The sequence below is a fragment of the Erythrobacter sp. BLCC-B19 genome, assembly GCF_028621955.1.
Taxonomy (GTDB): domain Bacteria; phylum Pseudomonadota; class Alphaproteobacteria; order Sphingomonadales; family Sphingomonadaceae; genus Erythrobacter.
The window spans coordinates 532,137-548,864 of the sequence record NZ_CP117516.1 but is presented as its reverse complement, the minus strand read 5'-3'; the positions used below and the strand labels follow the sequence as shown (position 1 = coordinate 548,864).

General features: G+C 67.3%; 17 protein-coding genes. 8 read left to right on the top strand and 9 right to left on the bottom strand.

What is annotated here, in order from left to right; all coding sequences use genetic code 11:
• Nucleotides 1-3: 3 nt before the first annotated feature.
• Nucleotides 4-1,005: a hypothetical protein gene (locus tag PS060_RS02380; RefSeq protein WP_273985197.1), complete on the bottom strand. Its 1,002-nt coding sequence runs from the start codon at nt 1,003-1,005 to the stop codon at nt 4-6.
• Nucleotides 1,002-1,883 carry an MBL fold metallo-hydrolase gene (locus tag PS060_RS02375; protein ID WP_273985196.1) on the bottom strand — a complete coding sequence of 294 codons (882 nt, stop codon included), beginning with the start codon at nt 1,881-1,883 and terminating at the stop codon, nt 1,002-1,004. Before PS060_RS02375 ends, PS060_RS02380 begins: the two co-directional genes overlap by 4 nt.
• A 56-nt stretch (nt 1,884-1,939) precedes the next feature.
• Here PS060_RS02375 and glpK point away from each other — a divergent pair, with 56 nt between their 5' ends.
• Nucleotides 1,940-3,412: a glycerol kinase GlpK gene (glpK, locus tag PS060_RS02370; protein ID WP_273985194.1), complete on the top strand. Its 1,473-nt coding sequence runs from the start codon at nt 1,940-1,942 to the stop codon at nt 3,410-3,412.
• A gap of 51 nt (nt 3,413-3,463) precedes the next feature.
• Here the strand turns inward: glpK and PS060_RS02365 are convergent, their stop codons facing one another.
• Complete coding sequence (locus PS060_RS02365; RefSeq protein ID WP_273985192.1) at nt 3,464-3,925, bottom strand: DUF1465 family protein; 462 nt, start codon at nt 3,923-3,925, stop codon at nt 3,464-3,466.
• A 142-nt stretch (nt 3,926-4,067) separates the two neighbouring features.
• Entirely contained in the window at nt 4,068-4,277 is a 210-nt protein-coding gene (locus tag PS060_RS02360; protein ID WP_273985190.1) for a YdcH family protein, read from the bottom strand.
• A gap of 291 nt (nt 4,278-4,568) precedes the next feature.
• On the opposite strand from PS060_RS02360, the gene PS060_RS02355 reads away from it, so the two are divergent.
• From PS060_RS02355 to tilS, 5 genes are all read left to right on the top strand, one after another.
• Entirely contained in the window at nt 4,569-4,736 is a 168-nt protein-coding gene (locus PS060_RS02355) for a YdcH family protein (protein ID WP_273985189.1), read from the top strand.
• A gap of 105 nt (nt 4,737-4,841) precedes the next feature.
• On the top strand, nt 4,842-7,112 hold the full coding sequence (gene ptsP, locus PS060_RS02350; RefSeq protein WP_273985187.1) for a phosphoenolpyruvate--protein phosphotransferase: 2,271 nt from the start codon (nt 4,842-4,844) through the stop codon (nt 7,110-7,112).
• A gap of 157 nt (nt 7,113-7,269) precedes the next feature.
• Nucleotides 7,270-8,256, top strand: coding sequence for a helix-turn-helix domain-containing protein (locus PS060_RS02345; protein ID WP_273985186.1), 987 nt, complete (start codon nt 7,270-7,272; stop codon nt 8,254-8,256).
• A gap of 128 nt (nt 8,257-8,384) precedes the next feature.
• The gene (locus tag PS060_RS02340) at nt 8,385-9,446 is read left to right on the top strand and encodes a tetratricopeptide repeat protein (protein WP_273985184.1); all 1,062 of its coding nucleotides are present in this window, start codon (nt 8,385-8,387) and stop codon (nt 9,444-9,446) included.
• The gene (gene tilS / locus PS060_RS02335) at nt 9,437-10,429 is read left to right on the top strand and encodes a tRNA lysidine(34) synthetase TilS (protein ID WP_273985181.1); all 993 of its coding nucleotides are present in this window, start codon (nt 9,437-9,439) and stop codon (nt 10,427-10,429) included. The genes PS060_RS02340 and tilS overlap by 10 nt, the downstream gene beginning before the upstream one ends.
• A 39-nt stretch (nt 10,430-10,468) precedes the next feature.
• On the opposite strand, the gene PS060_RS02330 is transcribed toward tilS, so the two are convergent.
• Both PS060_RS02330 and rimO read right to left on the bottom strand, forming a co-directional pair.
• Entirely contained in the window at nt 10,469-11,332 is an 864-nt protein-coding gene (locus PS060_RS02330; protein ID WP_273985179.1) for a L,D-transpeptidase family protein, read from the bottom strand.
• 84 nt (nt 11,333-11,416) lie between these two features.
• Nucleotides 11,417-12,799: a 30S ribosomal protein S12 methylthiotransferase RimO gene (gene rimO, locus PS060_RS02325; RefSeq protein WP_273985178.1), complete on the bottom strand. Its 1,383-nt coding sequence runs from the start codon at nt 12,797-12,799 to the stop codon at nt 11,417-11,419.
• 79 nt (nt 12,800-12,878) lie between these two features.
• Between rimO and PS060_RS02320 the strand changes: the two genes are divergently transcribed.
• Together PS060_RS02320 and PS060_RS02315 are read left to right on the top strand one after the other, a co-directional pair.
• Nucleotides 12,879-13,118, top strand: coding sequence for a DUF6356 family protein (locus PS060_RS02320; protein WP_273985177.1), 240 nt, complete (start codon nt 12,879-12,881; stop codon nt 13,116-13,118).
• A gap of 16 nt (nt 13,119-13,134) precedes the next feature.
• Nucleotides 13,135-13,536, top strand: coding sequence for a DUF1761 domain-containing protein (locus PS060_RS02315; RefSeq protein WP_273985175.1), 402 nt, complete (start codon nt 13,135-13,137; stop codon nt 13,534-13,536).
• On the opposite strand, the gene PS060_RS02310 is transcribed toward PS060_RS02315, so the two are convergent.
• Genes PS060_RS02310 through serS form a run of 3 tightly spaced genes read right to left on the bottom strand, consistent with a single transcriptional unit; the run spans nt 13,526 to nt 16,649 of the window.
• Nucleotides 13,526-14,605, bottom strand: a complete 1,080-nt coding sequence (locus PS060_RS02310; RefSeq protein WP_273985174.1) for a potassium channel family protein — start codon at nt 14,603-14,605, stop codon at nt 13,526-13,528. The two genes, PS060_RS02315 and PS060_RS02310, sit on opposite strands and share 11 nt — an antisense overlap.
• Nucleotides 14,605-15,369 (bottom strand): 5'/3'-nucleotidase SurE, encoded by a 765-nt coding sequence (gene surE / locus PS060_RS02305; RefSeq protein WP_273985172.1) that lies wholly within the window; start codon nt 15,367-15,369, stop codon nt 14,605-14,607. Before surE ends, PS060_RS02310 begins: the two co-directional genes overlap by 1 nt.
• Nucleotides 15,369-16,649: a serine--tRNA ligase gene (gene serS, locus PS060_RS02300; RefSeq protein WP_273985171.1), complete on the bottom strand. Its 1,281-nt coding sequence runs from the start codon at nt 16,647-16,649 to the stop codon at nt 15,369-15,371. Before serS ends, surE begins: the two co-directional genes overlap by 1 nt.
• Between the last annotated feature and the right edge of the window lie 79 nt (nt 16,650-16,728).

Here is a 16,728-nt window from a genome sequence, read left to right as displayed (position 1 = left end):
CGATCAGGGTGCGACCTGACAGCGCGCAAGACCCATTGACGAACTGCCGAGCGTTTCGACCCACTTGCCCTTGAGTATCAGCGTCATGCCTCTGGGGCTGACCTCGCCGCGCCCTTGCTCGATGCCGTCGCGCGCGCGGAAGATGGTGGCAGGCGTGTTGGCCATCATGTCGGTCGGCACCGGCCCGTCGAGGCGCACGACATGGTTGGTTGCATCGCAGGTCATCGGCATCCCGAACAGGCCCAGCGCCAGATCGAGCGGGATGACGGCATAAAGCTGTTCCCAATTCGCAACGCCCGCCGGCAGCACCGGTTTTCCATCAGCATTGGCGCCGGGCATCTGCGCGGCATATTGCTCGACCCGTTCCAGCCACGCCCGCGCAAACTGGACTTCGGGCGGGGTGGCTGCGGGAGCCAGCGCGGGGCATTTGCCAGCATTGATGCTCATCGAGGGGCACAGCACGCTAAGGGCGCGGGTCGCTTCTGCCTTGGCGACTGTGCGAAACTGCTGCGCTGCTGCCGGATTGCGCGCAGCAAGGTCGGCCAGAACGGCGTCGGCCGCCGTGCGCTTGAGGCCCGAGACATCGCCCATGCTCGCCCACAGCGTTTCACCGCGCAGGGCGGCAACGGCCTGCACGCGCGCGGCCCACACCATCTGCCGGTCCGTGCCGATGGCCTTGGCCTGTCCTGCCGCCGCGACGACACGGGGGTCGGTGCAGGCGATGGCGGCCAGATTGCTGCGCATCCCCGGCAGCCAGCCGTCAATCGCGGCCTTGTCGGCATCGGAGAGGGTGGTGCGCAGTTCGTCAGCAAATAGATCGATTGCGCGGCGCTGGTCGGCATCGAGCACCTTGCACTGGTCATCGAGCGCGGTCTGTTCGCTCAGCTGTGCCAGCAACTGTGCGGGGCTCTGTGCTGCCAGCGGCGATGTGCTTGCGGCAAATGCCAGTCCGGCTGCCAGACCAAGAACCCGCCGAAAGGCCGACGCGCGCCCGAGAATTGTCATTGTCGCAATCTCCAAACATCCTCGAAGGTTGCGACCCGGCCTCGTTTCTCGAGATCCAGCAAATGCGCAGTGACCGACATTCCTGCCGCGCCGGTCAGCCGCGGATCGAGCCCGACATACATCTTGGCCACGAGCGTATCAACTGTGTGATCCCCCTCGCCCAGCAGGCGCAGGATCTGGTTTTCGCGCTGGCGGCGGTGGCCGATCATGCCGCGCACGAGCTGCTTGGGCTTCTCGATCGCCGCGCCGTGGGCGGAGTGATAGCGCAGGTCATCGCGCGCCATCAGCTTTTCGAGGCTCGCCATGTAATCGCCCATGTCGCCATCGGGCGGGATGACGACGCTGGTCGACCAGCCCATCACATGGTCGCCTGTGAACAGCGCGCCGCTCTCCTCCAGCGCGAAGCACAGGTGGTTCGAGGTGTGGCCGGGCGTGGCGACGGCGGTCAATGTCCAGCCGGTACCGCGCATCCCTTCGCCATCGGCGAGCACGCGGTCAGGCGCATAGGTCGGATCGAAAGCCTCATCGGAACGCGGCCCGGCGACTTGCAGCATCAAGGGCGCGCAGCCGACGATGGGCGCGCCCGTCTGCGCCGCCAGCGGCGCTGCGGCGGGGGAATGGTCGCGGTGGGTGTGGGTGCACATGATCGCGAGGATTTTCCGGCTCCCCACCGCAGCGCGGATCGCGGCGATGTGATCGGCCTCCTCCGGGCCGGGGTCGATCACCGCGCAGTCGGGGCCGTCCGCCATCCCCACCACATAGGTCTGGGTGCCGGTGAAGGTATAGGGCGAGGGGTTGGGCGCCAGCACGCGCTTGACGAGCGGCTCGACATCTTCGGCAAGCCCGGTGGGCCAGGGTTGGGGAGGGATGGTGACCATGGCCTTGCATATGGCGGGCACCATGGCAGATGTCACGCCGGAGAGAGGGATACGCGATGTCTGACTATATTCTGGTGCTCGACGAAGGCACGACGTCCACCCGCGCGATGCTGTTCGCCTCCGACGGCGTGCTGGTCGCCAGCGCGCAGGCGCCGCTGACGCAGCACTATCCCCAAAGCGGCTGGGTCGAGCATGATCCGCGCGAGATCTGGGACAAGACCCTCGCCTGCGCGCTGGAGGTGATCCCCAAGGCGGGAGGGGCGGCGAGCATTGCCTGCATCGGCATAACCAACCAGCGCGAAACCGTGGTGGCGTGGGATCGCTCGACCGGCGAGCCGCTGACCAACGCGATCGTCTGGCAGGATCGCCGCACCGAGCCCTTCTGCGCCGAGCTGCGCGCCGCGCACCACGAAGCCGGCGTCCAGGCGCGCACCGGGTTGCTGCTCGATCCCTATTTCTCGGGCACCAAGATGCGCTGGATGCTCGACAATGTGCCCGATGTGCGCGCGGCGGCGGACAAGGGCACGCTCGCCTTCGGGACGGTGGAAAGCTGGCTGACCTTCAAGCTGACCGGCGGGGCGGCGCATATCACCGATGCCAGCAACGCCAGCCGCACGCTCCTGATGGGGCTGGAAGACGCGCAGTTCGACGAGGGGCTGTGCGACTTGCTCGGCGTGCCGCTGGCCGCGCTGCCGGGGGTGGTCGATTGCTCCGGTCCGCTCGCGATGACCGCGCCCGATCTGTTCGGCCGCGCCATTCCGATCACCGGCCTTGCGGGCGACCAGCAGGCGGCGACCATCGGGCAGGCGTGTCTTGCGCCGGGGCAGACCAAGGCGACCTATGGCACCGGCGCCTTCGTGCTGACCTGTCAGGGCAGCCGCATCCCGCGTTCGCAGAACCGCCTGCTCGGCACGGTGCTGACCCAGATCGAGGGCCAGCGCACCTATGCCATCGAAGGTTCGGTTTTCGTCGCCGGGAGCCTCGTTCAGTGGCTGCGCGATTCGCTCGGGATCGTCGAGGTCGCCTCGGAGACCGAAGCGCTCGCCCGCTCGATCCCCGATAGCGGCGGGGTGGTGATCGTTCCCGCCCTGTCGGGCCTCGGTGCGCCGCACTGGCAGGCGGAGGCGCGCGGGGTGATCGCAGGATTGAGCTTTGCGAGCGGCAAGGCCCATCTCGCCCGCGCCGCGCTGGAGGCGATGGCGCACCAGACCCACGACCTGTGCGCCGCCTTCACCGCCGACGGCGCGCCGTGGCAGACGCTCCGCATCGACGGCGGCATGGCAGCCAATGACTGGATGGCGCAGGACTTGGCCGACGTGCTGGGGGTGAGGGTCGAGCGCCCCGGTTTTGTCGAGACCACGGCGCTCGGCGCGGCGATGCTGGCGGCCGCGGGGGCGGGGCTCTATCCCGATCTGGCGAGCGCCGCACAGGCCATGCGCGGGCGGCTGGCGACCTTTGAACCGGCGATGGCTGATGACGTGCGCGAGACGCGGCTGGCGGCCTGGCGCAAGGCGCTCGCGGCGGCGTGATTGTCTAGGCGGGGCGGTGCGGGACGGGCCTGCGCCACCCGCGCTGGCCTATTATCCGAACCGGCCGAATTCCCGTCCGATGCGATCCTGAAACGCGCGCACGGGTGAGGCCATGTCGAAATGTGCGCGCCATGCCTCGTCGAGCCGGGCAATGCGCTGGTGCAGCTTTTCGGTATCGGCGATCAGTTCGCGGGTTTCCGGTTCAAGCAGCGCCAGCTGCGCCTCGTCCGACGCCCGGTCAGGCGGCAGCGCGCCATGCAGACGCACCTGATTTTCCGAAAGCTCGCCGGAAAACAGCGCGCGCTGGTTGAGCAGCCAGGCCAGCACGTGCATCATCCGCGTGGTGGTCTTGAGGCCTTCGGTCGAAAGCGCGAGGCGCACGAAGGCGTCTTCCCCGACCATCGGTTCGCGCACACCCGCAGCAAACACGGCGCGCACCTCGTCCGCCAGAACGAGCGCTTCGGTGTAGAGCGCCTCAATGATCGGGCGCGAAAGATTGCTGGTGCGAGCCATGGAGCGGGAGATTACGCTGCCCTGCGTCTGCCCGCCATATTGCTATGGTTACTTTCCAAACAATTTTCACATCCGTCCCTTCAGGGAACAGAATTAGCGGCGCGTTAAGTATGTTCGCGCGGCGCGTTCGATGGCGCGAAACCTAGGCGATAATATCCGGCAGCAGCGTATCCTCGATAATCGCGATCTGATCCTTGAGGCGCAGCTTGCGCTTCTTGAGGCGCGCGATCTGGAGCATATCGGCGCTGGCGTTGGCGCGCGCGGCATCGGTCAGTGCCGTGATCGCGGCATCGAGGTCGCGGTGCTCGGTCTTGAGCAATTCGAGCGTTTTCCTGAGCTCCTGCTCGGTCATGTCGCCCCTGATCCCTTTCGCGCTGTCATCGCCATTTGCGGCCCCAACTGACACGCCCGCTACGCGTTCCCGCAGGGCTTGGGTAGATGCCTTGCGCAGATTTCGCGCCGGTCGGCGGCGGTCATCCCCGGTAGCCATTCGTCGCAGACGGCTACGGATACGCCGCTTAAGGGTTCATCAGGGCTTTGCAACCTAGCCTTGGTGTGGTTCTTTCGAACCTGCGGCTCGGCCGCACCCTATGCCGAGTCGCCTGTCCGGGGGCATTCCCCCGCTTCTACAGGAGAACGCCTTATGGCATCGACCGCAGTGTTGTCTCACCTCCACGCCCTTCAGAGCAAGCACGCCGGCCTTGAAGCCCGCCTGCGCGAAGAAATGGCCCGGCCTGTGCCCGACACCGCAACGATCCAGTCTCTCAAGAAACAGAAGCTGCGACTGAAGGAGGAAATGTCCGCCGTCTGACGGCGGGGCCACGCTTCTGACCGATCGTGGGCGGGCGGCGTGTGGCGCGCGGCGCTCGTACAGGGCTTTTGCATTTGCCGCGCGGTTTGAATACACCGTGAGGCGATGACCGCCGCAGCTGCCGCCCGCCAGATCCTGACCCGCCTGACCGAGGTGATGGCCTCGCGTATGCACGCGCAGGGCAAGCTCGATCAGGTGGTCGAGATCATCGGTGAATGCCTGTCGAGCGAAGTCTGCTCGATCTACCTGCTGCGCGAAGGGATGCTCGAACTCTTCGCCACCCGCGGCCTCAACCAGAGCGCGGTTCACGTCACCCGCATGGCGATTGGCGAGGGCCTGACCGGCGCCATTGCCAAGAAGGTGGAGACGCTCAACCTCGCCGAGGCCAAGGCCCATCCCGATTTCCAGTATCGCCCCGAAACCGGCGAGGAAAAGTTCCATTCCTTTGCCGGTGTCCCGATCGTCTATCGCGAGCGTGCGGTGGGGGTGCTGTGCGTCCAGCATGTCGAGCCGCGCCGCTATGAAGAGGTCGAGATCGAGGCGTTGCAGACCACCGCGATGGTGCTCTCCGAACTGATCGCCAATGCCGAACTGATCGACGAGGAACAGGCGCTTGGCCTGACCGCCGAGATGACCGGGCCGCAGACGCTGACCGGCCTCACGCTGGTCAAGGGGCTGGGGGCGGGCCAGGCGGTCTATCACCAGCCGCGGGTCGAGATCACGCAGGTCATGGCGCAGGATATCGAGGCCGAGCGCGACCGCGTTTACCGCGCCTTCGACCGGATGCGCGAGCAGATCGACAACCTTGCCAGTCAGGCCGAATTCGGCGTGGGGGGCGAGCACGAAGAGGTGCTCGAAACCTACAAGATGTTCGCCTATGACGAAGGCTGGTCGCGGCGCATCAACGAGGCGATCGACTCTGGCCTCACCGCCGAAGCCGCGATCGAGCGCGTGCAACAGCACACCCGGATGCGGATGCGCGAGATCGACGATCCGCTGCTCGCTGACCGGATGCATGATCTGGAGGATCTCGCCAACCGCCTGATCCGCATCGTCGCCGGGCAAGTGGGCACGGCAGCATCGCAAGGCTTGCGCAAGGACACGATCCTGATCGCGCGCAATCTCGGCCCTGCCGAACTGCTTGAGTATGACAAGCGCCGTCTGAAGGGCGTGATCCTTGAGGAAGGCTCGCTCACCGCCCACGTGGTGATCGTGGCGCGGGCGATGAATGTGCCGGTGATCGGCCGCACCAAGGGCGTGCGCACCACCATCCGCGAAGGCGACGAAGTGCTGCTCGATGCCAGCGCCGGAACCGCGATCATCCGCCCCCTGCCGCAGGTGGCTGACGCCTTTCAGGCGCGCTTTGCCAAGAGCCGCGAAAAGCAGGCCGCCTATGCCGCGCTCAAGGACGTCGAGCCTTTCACCCGCTGCGGCACCCGCATTCAGGTGATGATGAATGCCGGCCTGCGCGACGACATGAGCGCGCTCGCCATGACCGGCGCGGACGGCGTCGGCCTGTTCCGCACCGAGTTCCAGTTCCTCGTTTCAGCGACGCTGCCGCAGCGCGAGCGCCAGACGCGGCTCTATCGCGATGTTCTGGATGCCGCGGGCGACAAGCCGGTGATCTTCCGCACGGTCGACATCGGCGGCGACAAGTCGGTGCCCTATCTCGCCAGCGAAATCGCCGCGCAGGACGAGAACCCGGCGATGGGCTGGCGCGCGCTGCGGCTTGCGCTGGAACGCGAAGGGCTGATGAAGGTGCAGGCGCGCTCGCTGCTGGAGGCAGCGGCGGGGCGTTCGCTCTATGTCATGTTCCCGATGGTGTCCGAGCCGTGGGAATTCGATGCCGCCAAGGCCGTCTTCGACGAACAGCTCGCCTTCCTGCGCGCGCAGAAGAAGCTGCTGCCAGAGCGCATTCATTTCGGCGCGATGCTGGAAGTGCCGGCGCTCGCCGAAGTGCTCGATCTGCTGCTGCCGCGGCTGTCGTTCCTGTCGATCGGGACGAATGATCTTACGCAATTCCTGTTCGCCGCCGACCGTGCCAACCCCAAGCTGGCCGAGCGCTATGACTGGCTCAGCCCATCGATCCTGCGGTTCCTGCGCCGGGTGATGCAGAATTCGGTCGGCAGTGGGGTCGATATCGGCGTTTGCGGCGAGATGGGCGGGCGCAGGCTGGAGGCGCTGGCGCTCATGGGGATCGGCTATCGCCGCCTCTCGATCACGCCTGCCGCCGTCGGCCCGATCAAGGAACTGGTGCGCAAGGTCGATCTGGCCGAACTGACCGCAGCGATGACCGGCTGGCTGGCCGACCCGTCGCTCAATCTGCGCAAGGAATTGTCGGCCTGGGCCGACGCGCGGGACATCGAGTATGATTGAGGCACGGTTGGCCGAGACACGTGCGAGGCGTGCGGCAGTGTGCTATCGTCACGCTTGACAGGACGCTCCGCGCAGGGTGAGTCCCGTTCAAGGACGATTCACAACGCCTCTCTCACAACATACAGCAAGCCTCGCAAAGACGGCGCGGATCCGGGTCATGGACAGCGAAAACACCACCAGCGGCGATACCGCGCACGATACGTCTTTGGCTGACGGCCCCGGCGCCCGCCTGCGCGCCGCGCGGCAGGCCTTGCGGCTCGATCTGGCGCACGTCGCCGCCGAGACCCGGATTCCGCTGCGCCATCTCGAAGCGATCGAGGGCGACAACTACGAGGCACTGCCGAGCCGCGCCTATGCGATCGGCTTTTCGCGCACCTTCGCCAAGGCGGTGGGGCTCGATCCGGCCGAGATTACCGACATGGTGCGCGCCGAACTCGCCGATGGCTCGCTGCGGCGCGCGCTGCCTTCGCCGGGGATTGAGCCGGGCGATCCGGCGCGCCTGCCTTCCTCGGGCCTTGCCTGGGCGATGGGCGGGGCGGTGCTGGTTCTCGCGCTTGGCGTTTTCGCCTTCTACCGTGCCTATTTCGGTGCCGGGACCGAGCCGGGCTCGCTGCTTGAACCGGCGGCAAGCGCCACGCCTGCCGCTGTCGCCGCCAAGCCTGCGGCTGCAACCACGCCGGCAGCGAGCGGCCCGGTGGTGCTGACTGCGCTGGAAGAAGGGGTGTGGCTGCGGCTTTACGAGGAGGGCGGCGAACGCCTGTTCGAACGCGCGCTCAAGCTGGGTGAGGCGGTAACGGTGCCTGCCACGGCAGCCGATCCGCGCATCAACACCGGGCGGCCCGATGCCCTGTCGGTCACGATTGGCGGGCAGGCGGTCGCCAAGCTGTCGGACAAGCCGGAGACGATTTCGGGCGTGCCGGTATCGGCTGCGGCGCTGCTGGCGCGCGGCACCACCCCGGCGGCGATGGCCAGCGGTGTGCCGATGCCCGGCGGCGTGGTGCCGCTCAGCGCGCCGGCTCCGGCCCCAGCGCGCCGCCGCAGCACCGTGCCTCGGCCTGCGCCGACCACCATCACCGTCCCCGAGGCTGCACCCGCCAGCGAGCCTGCCCCGGCCGCCGAAGCGGCGCCTGCACCGCAGGGCTGATCCCTTTTCCCGTTGATTAGGGAGCCTGCCGCACTCGACTTCAATCGCTGTGCGGGGCAGGGATACCGGAAATATTCATACGCGCCGCGCCACGGATGTGCGGCCACTGCCAGGGAGCCTGACGCGCCATGACTTCGCCGCTGCGAACCGCCGCCCACCGGATCACCCTCAGCCGGACAGGGGCACGCCGCCTTGCCGGTGCCGCGCTGGCCGCTGCTACGCTCGCGAGCCTCGCTCCGATGGCCGCCAATGCGCAGGACACCGCCGCCTCGGCCGAAGCCCGGCTGCGCAAGGTCGAGGCCGAGGTGCGCGCGCTGCAGCGCAAGGTCTTCCCCGGCGGCGACGGACGCTTCTTCGAGCCCCAGATCGGCCCGGGCGGCGAGACAACGACCCCGACCGCAACGCCCCCCACCATCGCCAGCGGCGTTCCCGCAGCGACAGCGGTGACCGATATTCTCGTGCGGCTCGATGCGCTCGAAGGGCAATTGCAGCGCCTTACCGCGCGGTCGGAAGAACAGGCGAATGCGCTCGCGCAGATGGAGGCGCGGGTTGCCGCTCTGGAGACCGCGGCCAATGCGCCGATCACGCCTGCTCCGGTGCTCCCGGCGAGCCAGCCTGCGGTCTCGACCACCGCTGCCACGACGGTTCCCGCAACAGTCACGCCGGCGCCCAAGCCTGCCGTGACGACCACGCCGACGCCGGCGCCCAAGCCCGCCGCCCCGACCACCACGCCCCCCGTCGCCGCGCCCAGCGCCGCAAGGCTTGCTGCCGTGCAGGCGATTGCCAAGCCGCAAACCGCCGACGCAGGGGATGACGAATATTCCTACGGCTTCCGTCTGTGGAACGCCGGCTTCTATCCCGAAGCGCGCCAGCAGCTCGACAAGTTCGTCAAGGCCTACCCCAATCACCCGCGCATCAGCTTTGGCCGCAACCTGCTGGGCCGCGCCTATCTCGACGACAATATGCCCAAGGAAGCGGCGCAGTGGTTCTACCAGAACTACCAGGCCAACAAGGCGGGCGAGCGCGCGCCGGATAGCCTTCTCTATCTCGGCAAGTCGATGATCGCGCTGGGCGACAACGCCAAGGCCTGCATCGCGCTCGCCGAATTCGGCGAGACCTATCCGCTGCTCGCCACCGGCCGTCTGGCCGATGAATACAAGGCCAGCGTCGCCAAGGTGAAGTGCAAGTAACCGCGCGCTTTGCCGCCGATCTGGCGGCGCTCTGGCCCGAGGAAGACCGCGCGGGGCCGCTCGGCCTGGCCGTGTCGGGCGGGCCGGACAGTCTGGCCCTGCTGCTGCTCGCCGCCGAGGCGCTGCCCGGGCAGGTAGCGGTTGCCAGTATCGATCACGGCCTGCGCCCTGAAGCCGCCGCCGAGGTCGCGCTGGTCGGACGGATCGCGCGCGAGCAGGGCATTCCCTTTACCGCCCTCACCGTGGCGCTCGCGCCCGGCAACCTCATGGCGGAAGCCCGCGCCGCCCGTTACGCCGCGCTGGCGCGCTGGGCGGAGGACACGGGGCTTGGCGCTGTCGCGACGGCGCACCATGCCGATGATCAGGCCGAAACTCTGCTGATGCGCCTCAATCGGGGGAGCGGGATCGCGGGCCTTGCCGGGGTGCGGGCGCAGGGCACGCTGCCCGGCTGCGACATTCCGCTCATCCGCCCCGTGCTCGGCTGGCGCAAGGCCGATCTGGCGGCGGTGGTTGCAACGGCGGGGATCACGCCTGCCGACGACCCCAGCAACACCAACCTCGCCTTTGACCGCGCCCGGATGCGCGCAGCCCTCGCCGGGGCTGAATGGCTCGATCCGCTCCAGATCGCCGCGAGCGCCGCGCATCTGGGCGAGGCGTGGCAAGCGCTCGCATGGTATGCCGAGCTTGACTGGCACGAGATGGTGATGCGCGAGGTGAGCGATATCGGCACCCCCGGCTTCAGCTATTGCGCCAATGTCCCGCGCATCATCGCCATTGAAACGATCCTCAGGATCATCCGCGAACTGGGCGGCCACGCCACCCGCGCCGAGGCGGCCCGCGCATGGGAGCGCCTGTGGGCGGGCGAGAACGCGTCCCTCGGCGGGGTGCTGGCCGTGCCGGGGGTCGAGCGGGTCGAAAAGGTCGGCGTCCCCATGCGCGTCTGGCGTTTCCGGCCCGAGCCGGTGCGCGGCAGCGTGAATTGACCGGGGTTGTCTGACCAGGCCGGGGAAGGTGGCCGGAAGCTAGAGAATCTTGTCCCCCACGCCCACCATCTTGCCCCGCGTGATGATCACCTTGTCGCCGCGGCTGGCGGCGGCGAACAGCTTGGCGGCGAATTCGTCGGGCACGCCGATGCAGCCGTGGCTGGCATAGCCGTTCATCACCGGCGAGCCGTGGATCGCGATACCATCCCAGGTCAGCCGCAGCGTGAAGGGCATCGGCGCATTGTTGTATTTCTCGGAGACGTTGTCGCGCTCTTTGGTGAGGATCGGAAAGGTGCCGAGCGGGGTGGGGTGTTCCTGCGTGCCGAGCAACACGACGGCTGTGCCGATCTCGTGCCCGTCACGAAAGGCGCTGATGACGCGGGCATGGAGGTCGACAGTGATGACCAGCTTGCCGGTGCGCGGGGCGGCGCTTTCGTCCCAGAACCAGTCGCCATAGCGGATGCTGCCCTCGATCGGCAGGATCGACTTGATGACGAAGGGATCACTGCTGACCGGTGTCAGTGCAGGGGCAGGCGCGGCGAGCACGGGCGCGGCCTCGGCGACGACGACCGGCGCGGGTGCGGGTTCTTCCGGCGCGGCAATCATCCGCGCAGCCGGGCCGCGCGGTGCCTCTTCGATGGCAGGCTCGATCATTGGCGCGGGCGGCAGCTCGACCTCGGGCAGCGCGGCCGGCGCCTCGGTCAAGGGGGGGAGACCAGCATAAACGGCCGCGGCATCATCGGCGGCGGGCATCCCGCTATCGGGATCGATCCGCTCGAAGGTGCCCGTCGCCCGGGCCGCGACCGCTTCTGCGGCATTGGCGGCCTGATCGGCATTGGACTGCGCTGCCACGCCATAAGGCGCAGCGAGCAGGGCGAGCGAGACAGCAAGGTTCCGGATCATGCGCAAGGTTATGCCGCGTTAACCGCCGCCTTGCCAGAGGCTAACCGCGTTGCGTCCCTGTGGGGGACGGGCAGGGGTGAGGCGTTAACGCGCGATCACGCCGAACAGGTCGTGGGCGTCGGCATCCTCGATTGCCACGTTGACGATGTCGCCGGGCCGCAGCGTTTCGGGGACGCTGCGCAGGTACACCGCCCCGTCGATCTCGGGCGCGTCGGCCTGAGAGCGCCCCGTTGCGCCAATGTCGCCGTCCTCGTCGGGCTCACCCACCTCGTCGATGATGACGGGGAGCGTGCGGCCGACCTTGGCGGCAAGCTTGGCGGCGCTGATGCGCTCGGTCACTTCCATGATCCGGGCGTAGCGTTCTTCCTTGATGGCTTCAGGCACGTGATCGGGCAGGGCATTGGCCGCCGCGCCCTCGACCGGCTCGAAGCGGAAGGCACCGACGCGGTCGAGCTGGGCTTCTTCCAGCCAATCGAGCAGATACTGGAAGTCCTCCTCCGTCTCACCCGGGAAACCGACCACGAAGGAGCTGCGGATCGCGATATCAGGGCAGATTTCGCGCCACGACTTGAGCCGTTCGAGCACCTTGGCCTCGTTTGCCGGGCGGCGCATCAGCTTCAAGACCTTGGGGCTGGCGTGCTGGAACGGGATGTCGAGATAGGGGGTCAGCAGCCCCTCGGCCATCAGCGGGATGACCTGATCGACGTGCGGGTAGGGATAGACATAGTGCAGCCGCACCCACGGCGCATGGCCTTCAGCCGTGCGCAGCTGGCCCAGTTCGCGCGCCATGTCGGTCATGTGGGCGCGGACTTCGCGGCCCTGCCATGTCCGGCTCTCGTGCCGGATATCGACCCCGTAGGCACTGGTGTCCTGCGAGATGATCAGGAGTTCCTTCGTCCCCGCCGCGACCAGCTTTTCCGCTTCGCGCAGCACGGCATCGATCCGGCGGCTGGCGAGTTTGCCCCGCAGCGACGGGATGATGCAGAAGGCGCAGGAGTGGTTGCAGCCCTCGGAAATCTTGAGGTAGCTGTAATGGCGCGGGGTCAGCTTGATGTCGGTGTCGGACGGTTGGGGGATCAGGTCGACGAACGGGCCTTGGCTGGGCGGCGCGTGGGTGTGCACCGCCTCGACAACCTGCTCGTATTGATGCGCGCCCGTCACCGCCAGCACGCTGGGATGCGCGGCGCGGATCGCGTCGGCTTCCTCGCCCATGCAGCCGGTAACGATCACGCGGCCATTCTCGGCAATCGCCTCGCCGATCGCGGCGAGGCTTTCTTCCTTGGCGGAATCGAGGAAGCCGCAGGTGTTGACCAGCACCACATCGGCGCCCGCGTAGTCCTCGGCAAAGGCATAGCCATCGGCGCGCAGGCGGGTCAGGATGCGCTCGGAATCGACCAGCGCCTTGGGGCAGCCGAGGCTGACCATGCCAATCTTCTTCTGATCGGGGAGGATGGTGGGGGTGTTCATTGCGGCGCGGCCCCTACACTGTGTGCGGCCTTAGCGCTAGGCTTGACCGCAGCCGCGCCGGACGGGCAAAAGGCGCGCCATGATCGCAAAGCTCTTCACCGACCACCCGCGCGCCATCGGCGAGACCTACGGCCAGCACGCCCGCACCGCCCTGAGCTTCGGGGCGCGGATGGTGGCAGGCGGGCTGGCCTGCATGGTTCATGCGGTGGTGCCCGGCGTTTTCGTCAAGACCGCGAGCCGCACCGTGGTGCAGCTCGACGCCGAGATGCGCGGACGCAAGGCGACACCGGCCGAGGAAGAATTCGCCTACGTGATCTGATCTGGGAGACCCGCGCATGAGTGATTTCGCCCTGTGGCCAGTGCTGTCGGGGGCGCTCGCCTTCTTTGCGGTGGGAGCGCTGTGGTACGGGGTGATCTTTGCCAAGCCGTGGCAGCGTGCGGCGGGGCTTTCGAACACCCAGCTGCGCGAAGGCAATATGGCGCTGATCTTTGCGCTGACCTTCGCCTTCGAGATGCTGATCGCGATGGTGCTGTGGCACCTGCTGGCCCGCACCGATCCGCCGCAGCACGTGGTGATGATGATGTCGGTCGGCTTCGCGGGCGGGGTGATGATTCCAGCGGTCGGGATCAACTACCTCCACCAGAGGAAGCCGCTGGCGCTGTTCCTGATCGATGCCGGACATTTCCTGATCGGCATGGCGGCGATGGGCGGGGTGTTCGTGTGGTTCAGGAGCTGACGCCGCTCTCACGCGTCGCGGTCGGCACGATCTCGACCACCACGTCGCCGGGTTCGAGCGACTGGCATGCATCCTCCCAGAAACCGATGGCGCGGCCGTTGCGATAGACACGCAGCCCCTTGCCCCCGCTGGTGAGTTCGGCCAGCGATTTGCCGCATTCCGCCTCGGTCACGGTGCGCTCGACGAGCTGCACCCGGCCGCCGACGCTGGCGAGGTCGGCGAGGTAGTCGGCGATGTGTGCCCCCTTGACGCTGCCAGCCAGCAGGAGGCCGGTGAAACGCACCGGGTTGATGACGTTGTTCGCCCCTGCCTGCCGCGCGAGCAGTTCATTGTCGTCGGCGCGCACGACCACACTGATCGGCACCTTGGGGGCGAGGTGGCGCACGGTCAGCACGATCAGGATCGAAGTATCGTCGCGGCCCGCGCTCACTAGCACGCTCGATGCCTGGCTGATCCGGACGGCCTTCAAGGTCTCGTCGCGGGTCGCATCGGCGGCCATCACGTTGACCCCGAGCTTTTCGGCTGCGGCAAGACGGTCTTCCGAGGGGTCGATCACCACGATGGTGCGCGGGTCGACCCCGCGTTCGATCAACTCGCCGACACTCTCGCTGTTGGAGGTGCCATAGCCGAGCACCACGACATGATCGGTCAGCTGTTCCTGGATGCGAGCCATGCGCCATTTCTCCCAGCTGCGCTTGATGACGAAATCGTAGGCCGCGCCCACGAAGATGAACAAGACCGCGATCCGCACCGGGGTCACGATCACCGCTTCGATCAGCCGCGCGCGGTCTGAGATCGGGGCAATGTCGCCAAAGCCCGTGGTGGTGATGCTGATCATGGTGAAATAGACGACGTCGAGGAAGCTGATGACGCCGTCATGCCCGTCCTTCAGCCCGTCGCGGTCGAGCCAGTGGACTGCGATGACGAAGGCGATCAGCACGAAAGCCGCGCCCATGCGCAGGCTGAGATCGCCCCAGACCGGGATTTTCACCTGCCGCCGCAGCGGGCGGAACTGATCGGCGAGCAGCGCCTTGCGCTTGAACGGGTTGCGGCTTGGCTCGTCTGCCATCAGTCGGCGAAGCGTTCGGCGAGGATGCCGATGGTCGAATAGTGGGTGAGATCGAGCTGCAAGGGCGTGACCGCGACGAAGCCTTCCTCGATCGCTTCGAGGTCGGTGCCGTGATCCAGCGTGTGCTCGATCTGGTCGAGCCCGAACCAGAAATAGCGATAGCCGCGCGGATCGCGGCCTTCGACGATGGTGCCGCGCGAATAGTCGTGGAAGCCCTGCCGCACGACACGGATGCCCTTCACCTCCTCGGCGGGACGCGCGGGGAAGTTGACGTTGATGAGCGTGCGCTCGGCCATCGGCGCGTCGATCAGGGGGGCGAGCACTTTCGGCCCCCATTCGCGCGCCGCGCCGAAGGGTACCTCGTCGCCCATGCCTTCGCGGGCATAGACCTGGCTGAAGGCAATCGCGCGGATCCCCGCCAGCGCGCCCTCGATCGCGGCCGAGACCGTGCCCGAATAGGTGATGTCGTCGGCAAGGTTCGCGCCGCGGTTTACCCCTGAGAGGATGATGTCGGGCGCATCGGGCATGACTTCGCGCAGGGCCATCATCACGCTGTCGGTCGGCGTGCCGCTGACCGCGAAACGCCGCTCGCCATGCTTGTGCAGGCGGACGGGGCGGGTCAGCGTCAACGAGTGGCCCGCGCCCGATTGCTCCTCGGAAGGGGCGCAGATCCAGATATCGTCGGAGAACTGGCGCGCAATTTCCTCCAGCACCTTGAGGCCGGGGGCGTTGATGCCGTCGTCATTGGTGAGGAGGATGCGCATTACGAGGCGGGTTCCAATCTGGTCAGGCCGCCCATGTAGGGCAGCAAGACGTCGGGCACGGTGACGGAGCCATCGGCGTTCTGGTAGTTCTCGATCACCGCCACCAGCGTGCGCCCGACCGCGAGACCGGAGCCGTTGAGGGTGTGGACGAACTCGGTCTTCTTCTCGCCCGCGACACGGTAGCGGGTGTTCATGCGGCGGGCCTGGAAGTCGCCGGTGTTCGAGCACGAGCTGATCTCGCGGAAGGCGCCCTGACCCGGCAGCCAGACCTCAAGGTCATAGGTCTTGCGCGCGCCGAAGCCCATGTCGCCGGTGCACAGCAGCAGCTTGCGATAGGGCAGGGCGAGGCGTTCAAGGATGGTCTCGGCGGCGCGGACCATGCGCTGGTGCTCGGCCTCGGAGTCCTCCGGCCGCACGATGCTGACGAGCTCGCACTTTTCGAACTGGTGCTGGCGGATGAACCCGCGCGTATCCTTCCCCGCCGCGCCCGCCTCGGAGCGGAAGCACAAGGTGAGCGCGGTGAGGCGCATGGGGAGGGCGGCCTCGTCGAGCAATTCGCCCAAGACGCTGGCGGTGAGGGAGACTTCGCTGGTGGGGATGAGCCAGCGGCCATTTGTGGTGTTGAAGCTGTCCTCGGCAAATTTCGGCAGCTTGTCGGTGCCATACATGGCATCGTCGCCCACCAGCACCGGCGGGTTGCACTCCGCATAGCCATGCTCGCCGGTCTGCACGTCGAGCATGAACTGGCCGAGCGCGCGGTGGAGCCTTGCCATGCCGCCGCGCAGGAAGGTGAAGCGCGCGCCCGAGAGCTTTGCGCCGGTTTCGAAATCCATGCCCAGCGCCGGGGCGATGTCGGCGTGTTCCTTGGGGGTGAAGTCGAATTCGCGCGGCGTTCCCCAGCGGGAGACTTCGACGTTCTCTTCCTCGCCCGCGCCATCGGGCACGTCCGCGCCCGGCAGGTTCGGGATGACTTCCAGCAGTTCTTTCAGCTTGCCCGCCAGTTCATCCGCGCGGGCTTCCAGCGCGGGCATATGGTCTTTCAAGGCGGCGACTTCGGCCTTGATCGCCTCGGCCCCGTCCTTGTCGCCCTTGGCCATCGCCGCGCCGATCAGCTTCGACGCCTCGTTGCGGCGCGATTGCGCGACCTGCACGGCGGTTGTCGCCGCGCGGCGTTCCTCGTCCAATACGATCAGCGCCTTGGCGAGCGGATCAAGCCCGCGCCGCGCCAACCCTGCGTCAAAGGCCTCGGGATTTTCTCGGATGAAGCGAATGTCGTGCATGGGCAGCGCCTATGCCCGCTCCGACAATCCAAGGGAAGGGCCAAAGGAAAGGGAAACAAGGGGCGGCGGTGGTGTATCA

What these genes read in the sequence shown, in the direction of transcription:
- PS060_RS02345 (WP_273985186.1), top strand. Translation starts at nt 7,270, where the DNA reads ATGGACAGCGAAAACACCACCAGCGGCGATACCGCGCACGATACGTCT.
- ptsP (WP_273985187.1), top strand. Translation starts at nt 4,842, where the DNA reads ATGACCGCCGCAGCTGCCGCCCGCCAGATCCTGACCCGCCTGACCGAG.
- PS060_RS02360 (WP_273985190.1), bottom strand. Translation starts at nt 4,277, where the DNA reads ATGACCGAGCAGGAGCTCAGGAAAACGCTCGAATTGCTCAAGACCGAG.
- PS060_RS02365 (WP_273985192.1), bottom strand. Translation starts at nt 3,925, where the DNA reads ATGGCTCGCACCAGCAATCTTTCGCGCCCGATCATTGAGGCGCTCTAC.
- PS060_RS02380 (WP_273985197.1), bottom strand. Translation starts at nt 1,005, where the DNA reads ATGACAATTCTCGGGCGCGCGTCGGCCTTTCGGCGGGTTCTTGGTCTG.
- PS060_RS02355 (WP_273985189.1), top strand. Translation starts at nt 4,569, where the DNA reads ATGGCATCGACCGCAGTGTTGTCTCACCTCCACGCCCTTCAGAGCAAG.
- PS060_RS02375 (WP_273985196.1), bottom strand. Translation starts at nt 1,883, where the DNA reads ATGGTCACCATCCCTCCCCAACCCTGGCCCACCGGGCTTGCCGAAGAT.
- PS060_RS02315 (WP_273985175.1), top strand. Translation starts at nt 13,135, where the DNA reads ATGAGTGATTTCGCCCTGTGGCCAGTGCTGTCGGGGGCGCTCGCCTTC.
- PS060_RS02310 (WP_273985174.1), bottom strand. Translation starts at nt 14,605, where the DNA reads ATGGCAGACGAGCCAAGCCGCAACCCGTTCAAGCGCAAGGCGCTGCTC.
- PS060_RS02330 (WP_273985179.1), bottom strand. Translation starts at nt 11,332, where the DNA reads ATGATCCGGAACCTTGCTGTCTCGCTCGCCCTGCTCGCTGCGCCTTAT.
- rimO (WP_273985178.1), bottom strand. Translation starts at nt 12,799, where the DNA reads ATGAACACCCCCACCATCCTCCCCGATCAGAAGAAGATTGGCATGGTC.
- serS (WP_273985171.1), bottom strand. Translation starts at nt 16,649, where the DNA reads ATGCACGACATTCGCTTCATCCGAGAAAATCCCGAGGCCTTTGACGCA.
- PS060_RS02320 (WP_273985177.1), top strand. Translation starts at nt 12,879, where the DNA reads ATGATCGCAAAGCTCTTCACCGACCACCCGCGCGCCATCGGCGAGACC.
- PS060_RS02340 (WP_273985184.1), top strand. Translation starts at nt 8,385, where the DNA reads ATGACTTCGCCGCTGCGAACCGCCGCCCACCGGATCACCCTCAGCCGG.
- glpK (WP_273985194.1), top strand. Translation starts at nt 1,940, where the DNA reads ATGTCTGACTATATTCTGGTGCTCGACGAAGGCACGACGTCCACCCGC.
- surE (WP_273985172.1), bottom strand. Translation starts at nt 15,369, where the DNA reads ATGCGCATCCTCCTCACCAATGACGACGGCATCAACGCCCCCGGCCTC.